Source organism: Azonexus sp., assembly GCF_047638095.1.
GTDB lineage: Bacteria > Pseudomonadota > Gammaproteobacteria > Burkholderiales > Rhodocyclaceae > Azonexus.
This window is the reverse complement of sequence record NZ_JBLJBW010000019.1, coordinates 16,139-35,391: the sequence shown is the minus strand read 5'-3', so window position 1 is coordinate 35,391 and position 19,253 is coordinate 16,139. Positions and strand designations below refer to the sequence as shown.

The following is a 19,253-nucleotide window of genomic DNA, read 5'->3' as shown; positions in this document are numbered from 1 at the left end:
CATGGCCAAGAAAACCTACACGCTCCGGCAATGGACGCCGGATGAGGACCGCAAACTGAAAGCGCTGGTGGCTGAAGGGCGGACGCGCAGGGAGATTGCCGACCTGCTGGAACGCCCCTACACCTCAATCGATTCACACATCCGTTACCTCGTTGCGCAAGGGGTGGGGGTGGGCCCGGTGGCCGCCGCGCGCGGCAGATCGTTTGCGGTGCGCTTTGGCGAAAGCCGCCAGAAGGATGAGGCGTTTGGCGTGACGGTCGGCGGCACCGCGCACAAAACGCTGCTGGCCATGCGGGCATGCGGCCGCATCGAAGTAAATCAACTCATCGAGCGCTTCGGCGATGGCGCCCGCGCGCACCTGCCGAGGCTGGCGCGGCAGGGCCTCATCGTCCAAGAAGAAAACAACTCCGGCGCATGGCTGCTCACCGAAGCCGGGCGCGCCCTGGTGGCGCCCGAAGGCCCGCTGTCCATGCGCCGCACCCTGCAAACCTATTGCCAACTCTAGGAGGCATCATGGCAAAGAAAACCCGAATCAAAACACCCGCTGTCGCCGTGCGCGTACCGCAAACCCGTGAGGCTGCGGCGGCGGATGTCGCCACCATTGGCCGGCTGTCCCGCGACCTGTCCCGGCTGGAAGCGGACATGAATGACGAACTGGCGGCCATCAAGGAGCGCCACGAAGCCTTGGCCGAGCCGCTGCGCGCGCAGCGCCAGGCGCTGACAGACGGCATTGCCGTTTGGGCCGAAGCCAACCGTGATGTGCTGACGCAAAACGGTAAGGTCAAGACGGCGGCGCTGACGACTGGTGAACTGGTCTGGCGTCTGCGCCCGCCGAGCGTGCGTATCACCGGCCCGGCCGCCGTGCTCGATGCCCTGCGCCGGATGCGCTTGGCGCGCTTCATCCGCGTTAAGGATGAAGTCAACAAAGAGGCCATCCTCAATGAGCCGGAAGCTGTGGTCAATGTGCCCGGCATCTCGATCATCCAGGGCGAGGATTTCATCGTGCAGCCGTTTGAGGCTGAGCTGGCGGAGGGAGTGTGATGGCGCACTGGGTACGAATTGAAATGGCGCCACTTGTTGCCGCTGTCGTATGGGTTTCTTTTTTCATTGCCGGAGTGGAAGGCGTGTCGTGGCAAAAGGCCAGTTTCGTCCTGATGTTTAGCCTGGTCCCTGCTGCGTGCGGCGTTTTCTACGGCTACAGCGTTGCAAAGGGGTAGCGGAATGATGAGCAGAGCGTAATGAAACCGATCCCAATCACTTTTTTTATCACCTTGAAAGGAAACACCATGAACCAATCCGAACTGATTAACAAAACCGCCCAGGTTACCGGACTGCCGAAAACGGCTGTCGAGGACGCCCTGAAAACTGCTGGTGACTTCATCGCCGCCGCACTGATCGAAGAGGGTGAGGCGGTGTTGCCTGGTTTGGGCAAGCTGGTGGCAGTGCAGAAAGCGGAGCGCCCTGGTCGCAACCCGAAGACCGGCGAAGCTATGACGATCCCGGCGCGCAAAAGCGTCAAGTTCAAGGCCGGCAAGGTACTGACCGAGGCGCTTGCCGCTTAACCCGAAACCCCCGCTTCAAGCCCCGTTAAAACGGGGTTTCTGGAGGTGGTTTTAGAACTGGAGAAGATCATGAGCCTAGCCGGACATCAACAAGCCGACCGCATCCGCGCTATCCACGCAGCGTGTCGGGTGCTGGGTATCGACGACGCTGCGCGCCGCGCTATGCAGCAACAGCTGACTGGGAAATACAGCCTGCGCGAAATGGGTATGACGGATCTGAACACAGTGCTGGATCACCTGAACCGTGGGCGAAAAGTAGCCCAAGCGCAGCAAGGCGGTGAATGGCGCTTCGTGTTCCGCTTGACGGCAGAACGGCAAGTGGTGGCGAAGAAGATTTACCGCCTGGCAGAGCGGGTTGGCCCGCTCCTGTCGCCGCCGGTGGCGCTGGCCAGCAAGGCCTACATCGAAGGCGTGACCAAGCAAATGCGCGGCACGGAGCAGCCGCTGGAATTCTGCTCTGCGGAGCAGCTGCGCAAAGTGGTGCAGGCGCTGGAAATGTTTGTGCGCCGGCATGAGGACGAAGGCGCGGCGGCTGCGCAAAAGGCCGGGGCAAAGGAGGTAAATTATGGTTAAGCATTCGGCAACGGCTGTTGCTGGTGAGTTGGCGGTGTGTGAGATGGATTTGCCTCCCTCGGCGCGTGACCTGGTGCGCTGGGTAGGTTGGCAGGGCGCGATCAGCATGATCCGGGAGATGCCTGGTGCTCGTATCTATAGCCCAAAGCGCGGCCCACAGCACTCACAGAAGGCGGATGCGCGTTATGCGCGGGTCGCGGAGCTTGCGGGAGAGCATGGCGCGGCGGCGCTGTATCGGGCGATTGCGGGCGGTATTTTTGAAGTGCCGCGCTGCGCCGCCGCCATGGCGCGGGCGCGGAACCGTGATATTCGCAGGGCTTTTGACGCGGGGGTCAACGTGGAAGAACTGTGTTACCGCTACGGCGTGTCGCGCCGCTCTGTGTACTACATCCTGAAAGGCGGCGACGACCCCGAGGCCATGCCGTTGCGCCAAAGTGGGCAAGGGGTGCTGTTTTGATGCAGAATCGATTGCTTTGCATATAACGCGAGAGGCTAGGCATGGACTACAACCTTCAGGCCGCTGAGCACATTCTTGTTGGTTCAAAAATCCCAAAAGCTTTGTGGAAAGAAATCGCTGATGCGGCAGTTTTTGGCGGACGAGATTCCTTGTTGTCTTTTCTTGGTTGTAATGATTTTGATTGGCCTTGGTTCGACGAGTGGAAAGAGCGTTTTGAGATTACCGGGGAATGGCCTGAAGCATGGGTGGATTATGAATATGGCCCAGCGTCATACAAAAAGGTCAGCGATGTACTAAGGTCGCTGACCGCTCCCAAGCTGCGCTCATTGGCACGAGACTTGAACATAAGCATCGTTGGCGTGAAAAAAGTCGCAGAGTTGCGTTTTGCTCTGGTACGCAAGGTGAAATGGGCGCAAGTCGCAGACATTGCTGCTGGTTTGAGCCGTGAAGCGGAGTTGGGTGCCGCCAGGGCTAGGGTTACTGCGAAACGAACGATGCTTGCAGGCGCCATCGCTCATCGAGCAAACAACTTGTATCGGTACGATCAAATCGTCGAGTTATTAAGCAGCGACATCATTAAATGGCGGGTATGTCTTGATGATCTCAAAAGCTGCCCTGTTGCAAAGAAGCTGGCCAAGGGCTGGAGCTTCCCTCCGGAAAACAAGATGCGCCTGCCCCCGCTTTTTCCCGGGGATTGGACCGGTATTAGAACGCAGATGATAGGGTGAGGCTCGTATTTGACATCAGTGGTAAATCAGGCGCAGAATCTGGAGCGGTGCTCAAAACACCTTGCCCAAAGCGGTTCCGCGCCCGAGAGATTTGCGGTTTTTTTACGTCCATAGGTTTCCTATGGCCGGGTGTGTGACTAATACAATACTCCCGCAAGGGGGGAATACGTCCGCCTGACTTTGGCAGGTTTTGAGCACCTGGCCGCCCCGCCATCCGGGGTTGTCCCTCAAAAGGAACCAAAGAATGGACCATATTGTTTCCGCCGAATTCAACGGCATGCCGCTTTCCATTATCGATCACAGCGGCCAGAAATGGCTGACTGCATCACAGGCCGGGCAGTGTCTAGGCTACGATGAGTCGAACGCTCGCAACCGAATCACCAAGATTTTCGAGCGCCACGGCGACGAGTTTTCTGACACTGATTCACGCACCGTCAATTTGACGGCGCGTGACGGAAGGCCGCGCCCAACCCGCATCTTCTCCGCCACCGGTTGCATCAAACTCGGCTTCTTTGCCAACACGCCGCGCGCCAAAGACTTTCGCGCCTGGGCCTCGAAAACGCTGGCGGGTCAGCCGGTGGCTGTGGTGGCGGCGCCGCCTGCTGCTGATCTGGCACTGGCGCGTGAAATCGGCAGCCTGCGCGATGAGCTGCGCGCCCAGAACAGCATGATTCTCTCGCTTTACAACCGGCTGGATACGGCGCGCCGGGGCCATCTGCGGGCGCTGGGCAGTCTCGCCGGCATACACAAGAACCAGGCGGCAGCTGACGCCAAGGCGCTGGTGCTGGAACTGGAAGCGCAGGGCGTGCCGCGTGATGAGATTGCGCGGCGCACCGGCAAGACGCTGAACCATATCCGCCAGATTGTGTACCGTGACCGCCACGGCGTGCCGTCCAAGCAGGGTGAATTGGCGCTGGGAGGTCAGGCATGCTGAACGATTTGCCGCACGAGGCGTTTTGCCACCTGAGCGAGGCCGCCGCCTGTGCCGCCGCCGCGCAGGCCGTCGCCGATCTGGCCCAGGATGAAATCCGGCTGGGGCCCGACGCCGAGCGCAGTAACCGCCTGGCCAACCTGCTCAGCGCCGTCACCATCTGCCTGACCGCCGCCGCAGCCGCCCACGAACGCGCCGGCATCTAGGCCGCGCTCGCGCCGTTCCAACCCCGCCGAGTGCGGGGTTTTTTGTGGACGTTTGTTGCATTGAGCGGTGGATTGGCTGAGAATCACGCCGTATGAAAACGCCTAGTATTTTTACGAAAAATGATGTGCTGCGTGCCAATGAGGCGATGCAGCGCCGGCCTCAGGTAATTTCTGCAGCGTCCGCCGGGGATGTTTGCAAAATCGGCGCAACCACGGTTTCTTCGCGCCTTTCCAGTGAAGAAATCAATCGTGCCTTTGCTGAGGCGCGTAAGGCCTTGGAAGAGGTTTGATTCGTGGCCCAGCGCTATAACTTCATATTTGAGGCGCTGGTCAAGTCAGATAACGACCTGGTTGGCATGGTGGCTTACACCCTGTACAAGCGCCAAAAGATTGAATGGATCGAAAAATTCCGTGCTGAGCACGCCAATGTTGATCCAACCGAGGAAGAGCTAGAGGCCGGGTTCTCAAAGTTTACAAACATGGCATCACAGCATCATGTTTATCGCGAACAAGCAGTTCAGGTGCTGGATCGTTTTCTTGATCAGGCGCTGTATCACAAGGTTGGCGAATACCAGCGCCAGTTGCGTGACGATGCAATCGTAAATGCCGTAAACAAGCCGTTCTCGAAGTCGGTTTTTGAGAATCTCGTAGCGGGCCTGGTTGCGTCTCTGGTTACGCTTGGCGCTGCCGGCCTGGTCTGGGTTGCCTCAAAAGGCCCTGAAAATTTGATGCGCGAAGCCATCGAGCGTTTCCTGGGCGCCAAATAGGCGCGGGCCTCGCTTAAGGTGCAGTCAACCCCGCCGAGTGCGGGGTTTTGTTTTGTGCAGTTCAGCACCTTCGCCCCTGGGCGACGGGTTGCGATGATCTGGGCATGATCTGCCTCAACTGCACCCACTACCTCCCCTCCAAAGATGCCGGCCAGCGCGCCTGGATGGAGGGGTACGGCTATTGCAACGCCGGGCGAAACCGCACCGGGCGATCCATGTTTTTCAACGCCGGTGGCCGTTGCTGGTTACGGCCGGTGCGGTTCAGCAAGCGCTTTGTTGCGCCGGTTGTGCCAAATGATGCGCAAACCGCCGCGCCGGGCACGGGGGATGCGCCGTGAGGACGCGCGCGCCTTTGTTGCTGCTGTCGCTTTCCGCCGCCGGCCTGGTGGGGATTGCGACCTTTGAGGGGTATTCCGGCACAGCCAACCAACCTCTGCCGGGCGACAAGCCGACGTACGGCTTTGGCAGCACTACCCGTGCCGATGGTCAGCCGGTGAAAATCGGCGACAAGATCACGCCGGATGCTGCGCTGGTGCGTGCTTACGCCGATGTAAAGGTGTTTGAGGGCGCGCTGCGTGAGTGCGTCAAGGTGCCCTTGCATCAACATGAGTACGACGCCTTTGTGTCGTTTTCCTACAACGTGGGCAGCGGGGCTTTTTGTAAAAGCGGCCTGGTGAAGAAGCTCAACGCGGGCGATTACGCCGGTGCATGCAATGAGCTTTTGCGCTGGCGCTTCTACCAGGGCAAGGATTGCGCGGCCCCCGCCAATCGATGCGGCGGCCTTTATGCGCGCCGCCAGGCTGAGCGTCGGCAGTGCCTGGGAGATGCGCCATGACCGAGCAGATGCGTTCGTGGTTGACGCTGGCGCTGGCATGCGCTGCGCTTTCGGCGGCGTTTGCTGCGGGCTGGGCCGTCAATGGCTGGCGTGCGGAGGCTGAAATTTCCCGCCTGGAGCGCGCTTACGCCGACCAGGCAGCGCGCGATGCGCAGGCGGCTACGGCGCGGCTGGATGCCGCCAACCGGCGCAATGACGCTATCGCACAGCGCTTGGCCGCGAGCGAATTGACCCGTAAAACCCTTGCTCAGGAGAAAGACCATGCCCTTCGTGCGCTTACCACTGGCCGGCGCTGCCTTGATGCTGCTGCTGTGCGGGTGCTCAACGGTGCCGCCGACACCGCTGGCGCCGTGCCCCCAGCCGGCGGCCAACCTGTATCAGCCGATGCCCGATTTGCCACGGATACCGATGTCGGGCTATGGGCCAGAGGTTGCCGCGATGCCTACGACACCTGCCGGGGCCGGCTTGATGCCATCCGGCAGTTTTACGCCCCAGGTAACGAATCCACAGGAGATACCCCGTGAACATTGAAGTCAGCCCGCTTTCCATTGTGCTTTTCGCCGGCATCCTGTCGGCGGTGGGCAGCCTGCTCTGGGCCGCCGGGCGCAGCCTGTTGAACCAATATGGTGACCTGCTGCGCGACCAGCTGGCCGAACACCGCAACGAATCGAACTTGCGCCACGGGCAGATCGTGAGCCGGCTGGACTCGATGGAGGTGGCGCTGGACGCAGACACCGCCCGCATTGCCCGCCTGGAGAACGTGGCAGAAACCGCGCCCAGCCATAACGACCTGGCCAAGGTGTATGAGTCGGTGAATAACCTTTCGGCCACGGTGAATCAGCTGGTGGGCGAAAGCCGGGGGCAGAGCGATTCGCTGCGCCTGATCCTGAACCGCATTACCGAAAAAGGAATGGGCAAATGAGCCAGCTGGTTAATAAGGTGGTTACGGAGGCGCGCCGGCAGGCGATTTTGATGGCGCTGTCGCTGGCGGCTCGATATACCCAGCCGGTGCCGCTGTTGCGGCAAACGGTGGGCGTGATCGGTTATGTGGCAAGCCTTGACCAGATACGAGCGGACGCTGCGTGGCTGGAAGAGATGGGCTTGTTGGCACTGGACAACGACGTGGTGACGCTGACGCAGCGCGGCCTGGATGTAGCCACCGGCAATGCGCGCACGCCGGGCGTGTCCATCCCCTTGCCCGGGGTGTGAGATGGCGCACGGAGAAGAAAAGGTCCGGGCGGTACGCGGCAGTTTTGTATTTGATCAGCTGACGCTGGAAGCCGCGTGCGCGCTGCATGGCGTCCCCGAAGCCACGGCCCGGCGCTGGAAGCGGGAGGCCAAACAGGCGGGGGATGACTGGGACCGTGCGCAAGCGGCGCAATTACTTGCCGGCGGCGGTATTGAGGATATCGCCCGGCAAACGCTCGCCGCCTTTGTGCAGCAGGTGCAGGCCACTACGGCGGCGCTGCAGGCCGACACTACGCTAGCGCCGGACGTGAAAGCCAAGATGCTTTCCAGCCTGGCCGATAGCTTTGCCAAGCTGATGGCGGGCAATCGCCGCCTGATGCCCGAGACCGACAGGCTGGCCGTGGCCATGGATGTGGTCAAGCGCATGGCTGAGTTCGTGGCAAAAAAGAAACCCGCCCTGGCCCATGAGTTCGTGGAGCTGATGGAGCCGTTCGGGGATGATATTGCGCGGGTGTATGGATGATCAGATCAGCCGCCGAGAGCGGAACGATCCCGCCATGGCGGCGCCTGCTGAATCGTTGAAGCGCTCACCTATTAACGCCGTTTTGCATTGTGGACAAAGGAGTATGTGATGGCCCTTTTCTATTCCGTTATTCTGCAAGATCGACTTGATGCCATTTTGGTAGCAGCGGGGGCAAAGGTCATGCATGGGCTCGGTGCCTTGCATCGCTGGCTTTATGCGATAAGTCAGCGTTCCCGGAGCCAGTTCGTGCAGCTGGTAACGTTCCTGCTCATGCGCCCAGTTTTCGAGTTGCATAATCTTGGCTTCAAGGTCGCGTTCTCGGGCAACAACCGCCGCATAATCAGACTGTATGGCGATCAGTTTCTGCTGAACGTCGAAAATGATACCGGTCAGCTCGGTGGCCTTAGTCGCTACCGCCGCATCCGTCTTGAGCGAGAGCAAACCCTGCGTAATCTCCGCCGCGCCCTTGATGGCGCCAAACGCGCCCGCGATGCTGTCAATCATGGTGTTTATCCCGTGGTTAATGGCAGCGGGAAGCATACCGCGCCATGACCACCGCCACCCGTAAATCTTTCCTTGCCGAAATGGCCGCCCTGGCGGCCAGCATGCGCTCGCGCATCGAGGCCGAGGTCACTGGCTTTGACCCGGACCCGGCGGCCTGCGCGGCTCGGCGAGCGGCGGCGTTTGCCGATTACGGCTATTTCGTGCGTACGTATTTTCCGCACTATGTGCGCAGCCCGCATTTGTCGGAGCTGCATAAGTACCTGTTTGCGCGCCTGCCCGAGATCGTGGCCAGCGACAAGAGCGAGACTGACGCCATTGCCGCGCCACGCGGCGAGGCCAAGTCCACGCTGGTGAGCCAGTTGTTTGTGCTGTGGTGCCTGGTGACGGGCAGAAAGCGTTATCCGGTCATTGTCATGGATTCGATCGACCAGGCGTACCCGATGCTGGAAGCCATCAAGGCCGAGCTGGAATTCAACCCACGCCTGGCTATGGATTTTTCCGAAGCCTGCGGCCAAGGCCGGGTGTGGCAGGCGGGCTCCATCGTGACGCGCAACGATGCCAAGGTGCAGGTGGCGGGCTCCGGCAAAAAGCTGCGCGGTTTACGCCACGGACCTTACCGGCCTGATCTGGCGGTGCTTGACGATATTGAAAACGATGAACAGGTCAGAAACCCGGAGCAGCGTGACAAGCTGCAAAACTGGCTGACTAAAACCGTGTTGCCGCTGGGTGGTGCCGGGGCCAAGTTCGACGTGGTGTATATCGGCACTATTCTGCACCACGATTCCGTGTTGAGTCGTACGCTGAGCAATCGGCTGTGGCGGGCGGCGCGATTCAAGGCGCTGCTCAAGTGGCCGGACAACATGGCGCTCTGGGAGGTATGGGAGGAGCGTCTGCGCAACGCGGGCGAAGAAGCGGCGGCTGCCTTCTACCGGGAGCACCGCGAGGCGATGGAGGCCGGCGCGGTGTGTTCCTGGGCGGCGCGGCCGCTGCTGGCGCTGATGATGATTCGCGCCCGCGATGGCCACGACACATTCGATAGTGAATATCAGAACGACCCGGTAGCGGGCGATAACGCCCCGTTTGCGGGGGTGATTACGTATTGGGTGAGCCGCAATCCTGACTGGGTTTTCTTCGGCGCCGTCGACCCCAGCCTGGGCAAGGCGGGCGCATCGCGCGACCCGTCGGCGATTTTGGTGGGCGGGCTGGATCGGCGCACCGGGGTGCTGGACGTGGTGGAGGCGCCGATCAAGAAGCGCCTGCCAGACCGGATCATTGAGGATGTGATTGCCTTGCAGGCGCAATACAAGTGCCTGCTGTGGGTGGTTGAAACAGTGCAGTTTCAGGCATTTTTATATTCGGAGTTGGTCAAGCGGGCGGCCGCGCGCGGCATACCGGTGCCGGCGCGGGGCGTGCAGCCTATTGCCGACAAGCTGCTGCGCATTGAAAGCCTGCAGCCGCACATGGCAAACGGCCTTATTCGGCTGCATGCCAGCCAGAGCACGCTGATTGACCAGCTGCGCCACTTCCCCAAAGCGGACCACGACGACGGTCCCGACGCGCTGCACATGCTGTGGATGGCGGCGACCACGATGGGCGCGGGCGCCGAGGGGTTTCAGTCGCTGGCCCGTCACGGTGGGCGGGGGGCTCATTTTGGCGGTTGGCATGACACGCCGGATGGCTTTGCCAATGATTTCATGGCTGGCGCGGGCGGCCGGCGGATGTTTTAAGAGGCGGATATGAAAATCGTAGATGCGAACGGCCAGCCGTTTGACTCCAGCGCGTTGCGCGAAACGCAGACCAGCAAAGTAGCCTACCTGCACCACCAGCTGATTGATTCGCAGCTGGACGGGCTGACCCCCGCCCGTGCGGCGCGCATTTTGCGCGAAGCGGACCAGGGCGATTTAAGCGCGCAGGCGCAATTGTTTGATGACATGCTTGATCGGGATGCGCATCTGCGCGCTGAGTTCGACAAGCGCCGCAGCGCGCCGCTGGGGCTGGATTGGTCGATTGTGCCGCCGGCAAATGCTACGCCCGCCGAGCAGGCGGCGGCAGAGTTTGCGGAAGAGATGCTACGCGACGTGGTGGATGACCTGGAGGATGTGCTGCAGGCGCTGCAAGACGCGCCGGGCTACGGCTATGGCGCGGTAGAGATTGCATGGGAGCGCTGGGGAAAAGACTGGATTCCGGCCTTCCATCCTCGTCCCCAGACGTGGTTTTCTACCGACGTGACCCGCCGCGAATTGCGGCTGGCGGACGGCACGGCAGAGGGCGCGCCGCTGCAGTCGTTTGGCTGGATCATGCACCAACCGGGCAAGGTGAAAACGGGCTACCTGGGGCGCGCCGGGCTATTGCGCGCGTGTTTGTGGCCCTTTGTTTACAAGAGCTACGCCATTGGGGACTTTGCTGAGTTTTTGGAAACCTATGGCCTGCCGATCATCCTGGGCAAGTACATGGCCGGCGCCAGCCCGGAAGAAAAGGCCAGTCTGCTGCGGGCGGTGGCGTCGCTAGGGCACGATGCGCGCGCCATCATGCCGCAGGGGATGGAGCTTGAAATTCAGAGCGTGACCGGCGCCGGTGCCGGCGTCAGCCAGCATCTGGCCATGGTGGACTGGGCAGACCGGGCGCAAAGCAAGGCCGTTCTGGGCCAAACAGTAAGCGCCGAGGCGCGGTCCACGGGCATGGGCAGCGGCGTGGCGGACCTGCACGACAAGGTGCGGCGCGATATTCTGCGCAGCGATGCGCGGCAGCTGGCGGGGACATTGACGCGGGATCTGATTTATCCGCTGATTGTGCTCAACCGGCCGGGTGTGGATGGCTACCGGCGCTGCCCGCGTTTTGTGTTTGATCTGGATGAGGCTGAGGATTTGGGCCGGTACGCTGAGGCGCTGCCCAAGCTGGTGGGGGTGGGCATGACCATTCCCGCCGCCTGGGCGCATGAGAAGCTGCGTATTCCGCAGCCGACCGGCGATGAGGCGGTGCTAGCCGCCCCGGCGGTGCTCCCCGCAGCGGCGCTGAAAGCCGCCACGCCGGCTGTGGCGCTTGCCGCGTTGGGCGCAAACAAGGAAGCGGTGGGCGCGCCGCTGGATCGTCAGCTGGCGCAGCTGGCGCCGCTGGCAGATGCTGAGGTGGCGGCCATGCTCACCACGGTGCGCCGCATGCTGGATGCTGCCGAAAGCCTGGAAGAGTTCTCGGCCATGCTTGATGCCGCCTGGCCGGCGCTGGGTGGCGCCGGGCTGGCCGATACACTGGCGGACGCCCTGTTTGCCTCTGAGTTACTGGGGCGTGCCGAGGTGGTCAATGGCCGGTAATGACCCGTTACGGGGCGCGCTGGCGCTGCCCTTCAAGGAGCAGGTCGAGTTTTTTGCCCAGAAGATCAATCTGCCCACGGCGCACTGGGACGATATCAGGCAGGGCGCGCACGACCGCGCCTTTGTGGTGGCTGGGGCAATGAAAGCCGATCTACTGGCTGACCTGAAGCAAAGCATTGCGCGGCACATGGATGGCGACCTGGGCCTGGAAGGGTATCGGCGCGATTTTTACGCGATCATTCAGCAATACGGCTGGCAAGGCTTTACCGGCGACGACCGAAAAAAACCAAGCGACCCGAAAGACAAAGGCGGCGCCGGTATGGCCTGGCGCACCCGTGTAACCTACATGACCAACCTGCGCACCAGCTACGCCGCCGGGCGCTACCAGCAGCTAAAAGAGTCGCCCAGCTTGCGCTACTGGATGTGGAAGCATGACCCGCTGGTGACTGAGGCGCGAGCGCAACATCTGGCGTGGGACGGGATGATTCTGCCCGCCGACCATCCGTTCTGGAAATTGCACTACCCGCCGCAGATTCCGCCGCACTGGGGGTGCCGCTGCCGGGTGGTGGGGGTGGAAACCCCTGATGATGCCGTTGCCCTGGGGGGCGATCCGGACAAACCCTTGCCGCAGGGGTGGGAGGCTATTGATGCCGCTCACAAGACGCAAGCGCCGGGCTGGGATTACGCGCCAGGCGCGCATACCGTGATGCCGCTGGCGGAGATGGTGAATAAAAAACTACTGGGCGCGCCGGCGAGCATTGGCGCTGCGCTGTGGGACGAATTAAAGGACAGCCTGGGGCTGGAGCAGCAGGGGTTGTGGTGGCGTACGCTCGACGCGTGGCAGGCCGATCCGCTGCCACGTGGGCGCAGCGCCGTGCTGGGGGTTTTGTCACCGGCACAGCTGGCAGCGATCAAGGCGGCGGGCAGGGAAGCGCCCGGCGCGGCAGCGCTGACGATTGCTGACAGCGTGGTTGTCGGGCGCAAGCAGCGCCGGCACGAAAACCGCCAGGACGGGCTGCTGCCTGAGGAGTGGCGCGCCTTGCCGCAATGGCTGAGCGACGCTGCGCTGTACGAGGCGGACAACGGGCACCTTATTTTTGTGGCCAACGGCATCGGCCCGGCAAAGATGGCCGTGGAGCTCAGTGCCTCAGCGGACGCCGCCGGGAGTGTCGTAAGCGCCTACCGCGCCACGGCGCTGGATGTGGCCGGCATGGTTGGCGGCGGCAGGTGGCGCATTGTCAAGCCATAACACAATGACGGCGCCCGGTGCGGACGGGAGTCGAACCCGTATAAGCGGTAAATGACCGCCCTGTTTCCAATTCCAGGCACCGCGCCGGGCAGATTGAGTATAGGACAACGCATGACCCCACAACAAATCATTGACGCCTTGCGCGAGCTGGCGGTGGAAATGCAAGCCCTGGGCGCCACCATGGATTACTACGGCGGCCACGGCGAGATGGCGCAGCATGGGCGTGAGCTGGTGCGTGCCGGGGCGGCGGCCTGGCGCTGGGCAGATGGACTGACGCAGGAACGCAGCGGAGGTGCGGCATGATTACTGTGGATTTTGATGCAGCGGCGATTGCTCAGGCGCTGGGCGAATTGGAGCGGCGCGTGTCACCGGAGGGGCTGAAGGCGCCGCTGACGGCAATCGGTGAGCTGCTGGCCGAATCAACCCGGCAGCGCTTTGCTGCAGGCACCGCGCCGGACGGCAGCCGTTGGGCGCCGAATGCGGAAAGTACTTACCTGGGCTTGCTGGGCAAGGGCGATGGGCGCAAGAAGGATGGCAAGGTCGGCGCCCGGGGGGTCAGTAAGGTAATGGGCAAAAAACCGCTGGTGGCCAGCGGGCAGCTGGCCGGATCGATCCGCCATCAACTGCTGCCCGGCGGCACCGGGGTTGAGGTAGGCACCAATCGCTTTGCTGATGCATGGGACGGCGGCGCGGCGGTGCATCAATTCGGCAGCCGGGACGGCCGTATTCCGGCGCGGCCATTTCTCGGTTTGTCGGACGCCGACGAAACTGGGGTGATGGCAATCTTGAACCGCCACCTGGCAGGGGCGCTTAAAAAATAGGCAGGCTTGCGTAATCGCGCCACAATCGATTTTATTTTCTGGCGGCTGTCTGCATTCATAAAAAAACCAGTAACGGCGTACGGGCGCGAGTAACGGCCTTTTGCTGGGATCGGGAGCGATGTTTTTCCCCCGCGTTGCAGGCTGGGTGAGCGCCGCCCTTTTTTGCCGCTCGGGGCAATAAAAAAACCAGCCCCCCCGCCGCCGGGTGGGTGCGCGTTTACTTGTGCAGCCTTGCGGCCTGAATCAAGGGCTGCGCCGCCGGAAGATGGCGGCATGAAACGCACTCACCTTTCTCCTGATGTCTCCTCTGCGGCAATCGCCGCTTGCGCGTTGCAGGTGCGCTCCGATGCGCGCCTGCAGCGTCTTTTTCCAGCAGGGGTGTTCGATGCGCCGCGCGGCGCATTGGCAGGCAACGGTCCGTGGCGGATCGATGCGCAGATTGCGCAAAAGGTGATCGCCCGTGCGGCGACGCGCTCCACCCGCATCCCGGTGGATTACGAACACCAGACTTTACTGGCAGAGCAGAACGGCTTGCCGGCGCCCGCCGCCGGCTGGATTGAGCCGGGTTCGCTGACCTGGGTGGCGGAGGGCGATGCGCCCGGCTTGTATGGCGACATCGAATGGACGGCGCGCGCCGCCGAGTACATCAAGAACGGCGAGTACGCCTATCTCTCCCCTGTTTTTCCGTATGCGTCCGGCACGGGTGAAGTGCTGGATTTGCTGCATGTCGGCCTGACCAACACGCCAGGTATCGACGCGCCCATTCATGCCGCGCTGTCCGCTTTGCGGGCGCGGTTTTTTGCTTCCCCTGCCACAGGGGGTCACAAGGAGATCGATGCGATGGATCTAAAAGCTTTGCTGCTGGCCGCTGGCCTGCCGGAGACTGCAACCGAGGCCGAGGCGCTGACTGCGCTGGCAGCGCTGAAGGCGAAAGCCGATGGCGCAGACGCGGCGCAGACACAGTTGGCTGCCCTGAAAGCCGCCGCCCCTGATCCGGCCAAGTATGTGCCGGTGGACGTGATGGTGGCGGTGCAGAACGAAATTGCCGCCCTGAAGGCGCAGGCGCTGAATAAAGAGCTGACCGAGGTCATTGACGGCGCGCTGGCCGATGGCCGGCTGCTGCCTGACCAGAAGAGCTGGGCGGAAAGCCTGGGCAAGAGCGACCTGGCGGCATTGAAGGGCTTTGTAGCCACGCTGAAGCCGGTAACTGCCTTGCAAGGCATGCAGTCGCAGGGCGCGGCGCCCGCCGGCAAGTCGTCCGCCGCGCTGGATGCGACCGAGCTGGCCGTGTGCAAGGCGTTGGGCCTGACGGCGGATGAATACACGAAATCTCGTCAATCGCAGGAGGGCAAATAATGGCCGCACTTTCTCAAGCACGTAATACGCCGGAGCGCCTGGGCCGGGTTCTGGAATGGCCGGTGAAGGCGGCGACCACGATTCACCAGGGCAGCCTGGTGGTGGCGGATGCGGGTTACGCCGCACCGGGGCGCACGGCAACCGGCTTGGTGGCCCTGGGGCGCGCAGAAGAAAGCGCTACCGCTGTGGCTGCGGGCAGCGTCAAGGTGCGCGTGCAGCCGGGCGTGTACAAGTTTGGCAATTCAGCCACCACCGACCTCATCGCCCAGGCGGATGCGGGCAGTGATTGCTACATCGTGGATGACCAGACGGTGGCAAAGACTAGCGGCACCAATACCCGCTCGCGGGCCGGCATTGTGCTTGCTGTGGATGCTGATGGTGGCGTCTGGGTGCAAGTAGGCCCCGGGCTGTAAGCGGCCGGTAACGATACGTTTTTTGGAGAGCAACCATGATTTTGACGCCCAGTACTATCAAGACCCTGCAGCAGGGTTTCAACGCGGCCTTTGTGCGTGGCATCGAGGCCACCAAGGTGTCGTATGACCAGATCGCGATGACGGTGAATAGCCAGACCAACGCAGAAAACTACGGCTGGATGAAAGATCTGCCGGGCATGCGCGAATGGGTGGGGCAGCGCGTGATCAACAACCTGGAATCGACCGGGGCCAGCTTGGTCAACAAGAGTTGGGAGCACACCATCGGCGTCAATCGCGACGACGTGGAAGATGATCGCCTGGGTATCTACGGCCTGAAATTCAGCCAGCAGGGCGAGATCGTTTCGCGTCACCCGGATGACCTGGTTTGGGGTTTGTTGCGCAACGGCTTTACCACCAAGGGCTTTGACGGCCAGCCGTTCTTTGATGCGGACCACGCCGGTTACGACATCGATGGCAAAGAAGCGAGCTGGAGCAACGTGCAAACGGGTAGCGGCAAACCCTGGTTCTTGATGGATTTGTCGCGCAGCTACATGAAGCCCCTGGTGTTCCAGCTGCGCAAGGCGCCGGAATTTGTCTACAAGACGCGCCCGGAAGACGACAACGTGTTCCTGGATAACCAGCTGCTGTTTGGTGCTTCGGCGCGCTACAACGCCGGTTTTGGCTTCCACCAGCTGGCTTTTGGCAGCATGGATGATCTGGATGCGGCCAATTACCAGGCAGGCCGCGTGGCGCTGGCGCAGCAGTACCGCCCGGACGGTTCGCCGCTGGCGGTGCGCGCAACGCACCTGATTGTCGGTCCTTCCAACGAGGCGGCCGCTCTGGAGCTGTTGCAGGCCGAGCGCAACGCAAGCGGCGCCACCAACATCTATCGCGGCACGACGCAGCTGATCGTCAGCCCGCACCTGGAGTAAGCCATGGCGCGCACGAAGCCTGTAGAAAAGCCGGTGGCGCCGGTGGCAGCGCCGACTGCCACGGCGCCGGGTGATGTGGTGCTGGCACTGACGCCGGACGCTGCGGAGTACCTGGTCACGCACCTGCACGTGCGTGCCGCCCATGACGGTTTCCGTCGTTGCGGGCGCGCCTGGCCGGCAGCTGGAGTGACGGCGGCGGTCGATGAGTTCAGCGAAGCTGAGGTCGAGCGATTGCTGAACGATCCTGATCTGCTGGTGACGCCGGTGTGTGATCCGCAGCCGCCGTTTGATGGAGTGTGACGGTGAGCTACGCCCGCATTGACGACATGGTGGCGCGCTTTGGTGAGCGCGAAATTGCGCAACTGACCAACCGCGATGGCCTGGATGTGGTCGATGCTGACGCGCTGGGTGAGGCGCTGGCAGACGCCAATGCTGAAGTGCAGGGGTATTTGGCGACGCGCTACCGCGTGCCGCCTGATCCGGTGCCGAGGCTGTTGGTGCGCGTGGCTTGCGACGTGGCGCGGTATCGGCTCTATGACGACGGCGCAACGGATGAGGTGCGCCGGCGGTATGAGGACGCGGTGCGTTTGCTGAAGTCGGTGGCCGATGGCGGTGTCAGCCTGGGTGAGGACGCGGCGGCACCGTCGCATCCGCAGCTGGCGCAGGTGGTTGACGTGGCGCCAGGCTTGTTTTCGCGGCGCCCGAACGGCGGGTTGCGCTGATGTTGCGCCCGACGTTTCTGGGGCTGGAGGCGCTGATCGTTGAGCGCTTGCAGGCCGCAAGCCTGCCCGCCGGGGCGCGCGTGCTGAGCGTCGAGGATTTGTCCGAGGCGCGGGAGGTTAGTCTGCCCAAGCCGAGTGTGCGCGTGGTGTATGGCGGGCATCGCATCATCGCTGACGGGTCGCCTTTGCCGCCAGGCTGGGCGATGGTTGAGCAAACCTGGTTGGCTGTGGTGGCGGTGCGCAACGTGCGCGATATCAAGGCAGGCGCGGCAGCACGGGGGGAGGCAAGCCCCTTGTGTGATGCCGTGCTGGATACGCTGGATGGCTGGAGCCCTGGTGGCGGCTACGGCACGCTAAAAAGCGCCACGCCGGGCCTGGGGCCGCTGACCGTGGAAGGGTGCTCGTATGTTCCGTTTGCATTCGTTTCACGCTTTCGAAGGAGCAAGGAATGCAGTTGAAGTTACTGAAAGCGCATACGCATGCCGGGCGCAATTACCCGGCGGGAGCGCAGATCGACGTGGCGGCGCACAAGGCCGCATGGCTGATCGGCATGGGAGTGGCGGAAGCTGCGCCGGCGCCGGTTGCTGAAAAAACTGCCTCACTCACTACCCGTAAGGAGAAAACGCAATGACCCCGAATCAAAACATGATGTGGGACGGCCAGGGGCCGGTGATGATTGGCCGCTTTGACCCCGTCAACGGCACCCCCGCGATGGGCTACCTGGTGGATGTGTACCGTATCGGCTGCGGCACCTCGGCGCTGACCACGTCGCTCTCCGTGGAAAAAAAGATTATCAAGGAGTCCTGTTCTGGCCAGCGCCTGGCGCTGAAAGAGCGCGAAACAGCGAAGCAGCTTGAGGTAAAGCTGGACATGATCCAGTTTTCCGGCCGCACGCTGGGTATTGCGCTGTATGGCGATGCCGTCGTTTCCGCCGCAGGTACGGTTACGGATGAGGTGCTGCCGACCCTGAAAGAAGGTGATTATTTTGTGACCCGCCATCCGGACGTGTCGTCACTGGTGATCGAAGACAGCACTGCGATCACTCCGTTGGTGTATGTGGCTGGCACGCACTACGAAGTTGAAGACGCCAAGCACGGCCGTTGCCGCTTGATCGCTCACCCGGCAGGCCACGTCGAGCCGCTGAAGATGGATTACAGCTACGGCGAGTACACCAACATCCCGGCTTTTACCAAGTCGGGTGTGGAGCGCGGCATTTTGTTTTCCGGCATCAACGGCGATGGCCAGCGTGCCCGCATTCTGATTCCGCGCATCTCGCTGGCGCCGAATGGGGGTTTTTCGTGGATCGCGGAAGAGGAGGCCACGCTGAGCCTCTCCGGTCAGGCGCTCTATGTCGATCAACTGGCAACGGATGCCGACTTCGGCCCGTTCATGCGCGTGGATCTGATTTAAGGCGCAGGCCATGAGTTACACACACAAGATCGGCGCGACTTTTGACCTCACCGGCCGGCTGCGTCTGGCGGGTGCGGCGCAGGATATGAGCGGCTGGGGGGTGCGCGCTGCCATGCGCAGCGGCGCACGCCAGATTGATCTTGTGTGCGAGTGGCTTGACCCGGCGCAAGGGGTGTTGCGTATGCACACGGCAGCGGATCAGCAGGCTGACTGGCAGGCTGGGAGGTACGCTATTGACGTGCGCTTAACGCGCCCGGATGGCGTGGTGCTCATCAGCCGCAGCGGTGAAGTCGTGCTGGCCAAGGCAGTGACGCCATGAGTTGCCTGACGCTGGAAATTCTTGACTGCGACGCTGGCCATGCGCTGGCGCTGACGTTTGCGCCCGTGCTACAAGGCCAGCCAGGCCCGGCTGGCGGTACGACACTTTCCCGCATTGCCGGCATGCCGATTTCGGCGCTCACCGTCGTCTGGGAAAACCCGGCGGGTGAGGTGCGCGGCCTGGACTGCCGAGATGCAGATCACATCGATCTGCTTGCGGGCATCGCCATTACTGCCGCCCCTGATGCGGGCGCTGCGGTACAGGTCCAGCTGCTCGGTGTAGTGGATGTCAGCGGCCTTGGTATGGCGCCTGGTCGCGTCTGGCTTGGCCCGAGCGGCGCGCTGACCCAATCGCCGCCGACCGATGGTTTTGATGTACTCGTTGGCCGCGTGGTGTCCGGTCAGCGCTTATACCTTTCATTCACCGACCCTATCCACCTGGAGCACTAA

At 62.3% G+C, this 19,253-nt stretch carries 32 protein-coding genes and 1 tRNA gene; 31 read left to right on the top strand and 2 right to left on the bottom strand.

What is annotated here, in order from left to right; all coding sequences use genetic code 11:
* Nucleotide 1: 1 nt before the first annotated feature.
* From ACM62Q_RS06940 to ACM62Q_RS06865, 16 genes are all read left to right on the top strand, one after another.
* A complete protein-coding gene (locus ACM62Q_RS06940) occupies nucleotides 2–505 on the top strand; it encodes a hypothetical protein (protein WP_415034929.1) in 504 nt (167 codons plus the stop codon).
* An 8-nt stretch (nucleotides 506–513) separates the two neighbouring features.
* Complete coding sequence (locus tag ACM62Q_RS06935) at nucleotides 514–1,041, top strand: host-nuclease inhibitor Gam family protein (protein WP_415034927.1); 528 nt, start codon at nucleotides 514–516, stop codon at nucleotides 1,039–1,041.
* A gap of 245 nt (nucleotides 1,042–1,286) precedes the next feature.
* Nucleotides 1,287–1,562: an HU family DNA-binding protein gene (locus tag ACM62Q_RS06930; RefSeq protein ID WP_415034925.1), complete on the top strand. Its 276-nt coding sequence runs from the start codon at nucleotides 1,287–1,289 to the stop codon at nucleotides 1,560–1,562.
* A 69-nt stretch (nucleotides 1,563–1,631) separates the two neighbouring features.
* On the top strand, nucleotides 1,632–2,135 hold the full coding sequence (locus tag ACM62Q_RS06925; protein ID WP_415034923.1) for a phage protein GemA/Gp16 family protein: 504 nt from the start codon (nucleotides 1,632–1,634) through the stop codon (nucleotides 2,133–2,135).
* Entirely contained in the window at nucleotides 2,128–2,592 is a 465-nt protein-coding gene (locus ACM62Q_RS06920; protein WP_415034922.1) for a Mor transcription activator family protein, read from the top strand. The genes ACM62Q_RS06925 and ACM62Q_RS06920 overlap by 8 nt, the downstream gene beginning before the upstream one ends.
* Nucleotides 2,593–2,633: 41 nt before the next feature.
* The gene (locus ACM62Q_RS06915) at nucleotides 2,634–3,320 is read left to right on the top strand and encodes a hypothetical protein (RefSeq protein WP_415034921.1); all 687 of its coding nucleotides are present in this window, start codon (nucleotides 2,634–2,636) and stop codon (nucleotides 3,318–3,320) included.
* 244 nt (nucleotides 3,321–3,564) lie between these two features.
* Nucleotides 3,565–4,254, top strand: coding sequence for a BRO family protein (locus ACM62Q_RS06910; RefSeq protein ID WP_415034919.1), 690 nt, complete (start codon nucleotides 3,565–3,567; stop codon nucleotides 4,252–4,254).
* The gene (locus ACM62Q_RS06905; RefSeq protein ID WP_415034917.1) at nucleotides 4,248–4,457 is read left to right on the top strand and encodes a hypothetical protein; all 210 of its coding nucleotides are present in this window, start codon (nucleotides 4,248–4,250) and stop codon (nucleotides 4,455–4,457) included. The genes ACM62Q_RS06910 and ACM62Q_RS06905 overlap by 7 nt, the downstream gene beginning before the upstream one ends.
* A gap of 92 nt (nucleotides 4,458–4,549) precedes the next feature.
* Nucleotides 4,550–4,747, top strand: coding sequence for a hypothetical protein (locus tag ACM62Q_RS06900; protein ID WP_415034915.1), 198 nt, complete (start codon nucleotides 4,550–4,552; stop codon nucleotides 4,745–4,747).
* Nucleotides 4,748–4,750: 3 nt separating this feature from the next.
* A complete protein-coding gene (locus ACM62Q_RS06895) occupies nucleotides 4,751–5,224 on the top strand; it encodes a hypothetical protein (protein ID WP_415034913.1) in 474 nt (157 codons plus the stop codon).
* A gap of 104 nt (nucleotides 5,225–5,328) precedes the next feature.
* Nucleotides 5,329–5,562: a hypothetical protein gene (locus tag ACM62Q_RS06890; RefSeq protein ID WP_415034911.1), complete on the top strand. Its 234-nt coding sequence runs from the start codon at nucleotides 5,329–5,331 to the stop codon at nucleotides 5,560–5,562.
* Complete coding sequence (locus tag ACM62Q_RS06885; RefSeq protein ID WP_415034909.1) at nucleotides 5,559–6,059, top strand: lysozyme; 501 nt, start codon at nucleotides 5,559–5,561, stop codon at nucleotides 6,057–6,059. Before ACM62Q_RS06890 ends, ACM62Q_RS06885 begins: the two co-directional genes overlap by 4 nt.
* Nucleotides 6,056–6,583 carry a hypothetical protein gene (locus ACM62Q_RS06880; RefSeq protein ID WP_415034907.1) on the top strand — a complete coding sequence of 176 codons (528 nt, stop codon included), beginning with the start codon at nucleotides 6,056–6,058 and terminating at the stop codon, nucleotides 6,581–6,583. The genes ACM62Q_RS06885 and ACM62Q_RS06880 overlap by 4 nt, the downstream gene beginning before the upstream one ends.
* Entirely contained in the window at nucleotides 6,580–6,981 is a 402-nt protein-coding gene (locus ACM62Q_RS06875) for a hypothetical protein (protein ID WP_415034905.1), read from the top strand. Before ACM62Q_RS06880 ends, ACM62Q_RS06875 begins: the two co-directional genes overlap by 4 nt.
* Nucleotides 6,978–7,268: a hypothetical protein gene (locus tag ACM62Q_RS06870; protein WP_415034903.1), complete on the top strand. Its 291-nt coding sequence runs from the start codon at nucleotides 6,978–6,980 to the stop codon at nucleotides 7,266–7,268. Before ACM62Q_RS06875 ends, ACM62Q_RS06870 begins: the two co-directional genes overlap by 4 nt.
* Before the next feature lies 1 nt (nucleotide 7,269).
* A complete protein-coding gene (locus tag ACM62Q_RS06865; protein WP_415034901.1) occupies nucleotides 7,270–7,770 on the top strand; it encodes a DUF1804 family protein in 501 nt (166 codons plus the stop codon).
* On the opposite strand, the gene ACM62Q_RS06860 is transcribed toward ACM62Q_RS06865, so the two are convergent.
* Entirely contained in the window at nucleotides 7,771–8,274 is a 504-nt protein-coding gene (locus ACM62Q_RS06860; protein WP_415034899.1) for a hypothetical protein, read from the bottom strand.
* 44 nt (nucleotides 8,275–8,318) lie between these two features.
* Between ACM62Q_RS06860 and terL the strand changes: the two genes are divergently transcribed.
* From terL to ACM62Q_RS06845, 3 genes are read left to right on the top strand one after another with little or no spacing between them, the layout of a single operon-like run.
* Nucleotides 8,319–10,001 (top strand): phage terminase large subunit, encoded by a 1,683-nt coding sequence (gene terL, locus ACM62Q_RS06855; RefSeq protein WP_415034897.1) that lies wholly within the window; start codon nucleotides 8,319–8,321, stop codon nucleotides 9,999–10,001.
* 9 nt (nucleotides 10,002–10,010) lie between these two features.
* Nucleotides 10,011–11,582: a DUF935 domain-containing protein gene (locus ACM62Q_RS06850; RefSeq protein ID WP_415034895.1), complete on the top strand. Its 1,572-nt coding sequence runs from the start codon at nucleotides 10,011–10,013 to the stop codon at nucleotides 11,580–11,582.
* Nucleotides 11,572–12,831: a phage minor head protein gene (locus ACM62Q_RS06845; RefSeq protein WP_415034893.1), complete on the top strand. Its 1,260-nt coding sequence runs from the start codon at nucleotides 11,572–11,574 to the stop codon at nucleotides 12,829–12,831. Before ACM62Q_RS06850 ends, ACM62Q_RS06845 begins: the two co-directional genes overlap by 11 nt.
* Nucleotides 12,832–12,846: 15 nt before the next feature.
* On the opposite strand, the gene ACM62Q_RS06840 is transcribed toward ACM62Q_RS06845, so the two are convergent.
* Nucleotides 12,847–12,917 (bottom strand) — tRNA-Asn (locus tag ACM62Q_RS06840).
* A gap of 25 nt (nucleotides 12,918–12,942) precedes the next feature.
* Between ACM62Q_RS06840 and ACM62Q_RS06835 the strand changes: the two genes are divergently transcribed.
* The 12 genes from ACM62Q_RS06835 to ACM62Q_RS06780 all read left to right on the top strand — a co-directional run bounded on the left by ACM62Q_RS06835 (nucleotide 12,943) and on the right by ACM62Q_RS06780 (nucleotide 19,253).
* Nucleotides 12,943–13,134 (top strand): hypothetical protein, encoded by a 192-nt coding sequence (locus ACM62Q_RS06835; protein WP_415034891.1) that lies wholly within the window; start codon nucleotides 12,943–12,945, stop codon nucleotides 13,132–13,134.
* A complete protein-coding gene (locus tag ACM62Q_RS06830; protein ID WP_415034889.1) occupies nucleotides 13,131–13,652 on the top strand; it encodes a phage virion morphogenesis protein in 522 nt (173 codons plus the stop codon). The genes ACM62Q_RS06835 and ACM62Q_RS06830 overlap by 4 nt, the downstream gene beginning before the upstream one ends.
* Before the next feature lie 273 nt (nucleotides 13,653–13,925).
* Nucleotides 13,926–15,008: a phage protease gene (locus ACM62Q_RS06825; protein WP_415034887.1), complete on the top strand. Its 1,083-nt coding sequence runs from the start codon at nucleotides 13,926–13,928 to the stop codon at nucleotides 15,006–15,008.
* Nucleotides 15,008–15,421: a hypothetical protein gene (locus tag ACM62Q_RS06820; protein ID WP_415034885.1), complete on the top strand. Its 414-nt coding sequence runs from the start codon at nucleotides 15,008–15,010 to the stop codon at nucleotides 15,419–15,421. The genes ACM62Q_RS06825 and ACM62Q_RS06820 overlap by 1 nt, the downstream gene beginning before the upstream one ends.
* A gap of 35 nt (nucleotides 15,422–15,456) precedes the next feature.
* Nucleotides 15,457–16,353 (top strand): Mu-like prophage major head subunit gpT family protein, encoded by an 897-nt coding sequence (locus ACM62Q_RS06815; RefSeq protein ID WP_415034883.1) that lies wholly within the window; start codon nucleotides 15,457–15,459, stop codon nucleotides 16,351–16,353.
* Between the two features lie 3 nt (nucleotides 16,354–16,356).
* A complete protein-coding gene (locus ACM62Q_RS06810; RefSeq protein ID WP_415034881.1) occupies nucleotides 16,357–16,653 on the top strand; it encodes a hypothetical protein in 297 nt (98 codons plus the stop codon).
* 2 nt (nucleotides 16,654–16,655) lie between these two features.
* Entirely contained in the window at nucleotides 16,656–17,075 is a 420-nt protein-coding gene (locus tag ACM62Q_RS06805) for a gp436 family protein (RefSeq protein ID WP_415034879.1), read from the top strand.
* Nucleotides 17,075–17,533, top strand: a complete 459-nt coding sequence (locus ACM62Q_RS06800; RefSeq protein WP_415034877.1) for a hypothetical protein — start codon at nucleotides 17,075–17,077, stop codon at nucleotides 17,531–17,533. The genes ACM62Q_RS06805 and ACM62Q_RS06800 overlap by 1 nt, the downstream gene beginning before the upstream one ends.
* Nucleotides 17,524–17,706 (top strand): hypothetical protein, encoded by a 183-nt coding sequence (locus ACM62Q_RS06795; protein WP_415034875.1) that lies wholly within the window; start codon nucleotides 17,524–17,526, stop codon nucleotides 17,704–17,706. The genes ACM62Q_RS06800 and ACM62Q_RS06795 overlap by 10 nt, the downstream gene beginning before the upstream one ends.
* Complete coding sequence (locus ACM62Q_RS06790) at nucleotides 17,703–18,485, top strand: hypothetical protein (RefSeq protein WP_415034873.1); 783 nt, start codon at nucleotides 17,703–17,705, stop codon at nucleotides 18,483–18,485. The genes ACM62Q_RS06795 and ACM62Q_RS06790 overlap by 4 nt, the downstream gene beginning before the upstream one ends.
* Nucleotides 18,486–18,495: 10 nt before the next feature.
* On the top strand, nucleotides 18,496–18,804 hold the full coding sequence (locus ACM62Q_RS06785; RefSeq protein WP_415034871.1) for a hypothetical protein: 309 nt from the start codon (nucleotides 18,496–18,498) through the stop codon (nucleotides 18,802–18,804).
* Entirely contained in the window at nucleotides 18,801–19,253 is a 453-nt protein-coding gene (locus tag ACM62Q_RS06780) for a hypothetical protein (RefSeq protein WP_415034869.1), read from the top strand. The genes ACM62Q_RS06785 and ACM62Q_RS06780 overlap by 4 nt, the downstream gene beginning before the upstream one ends.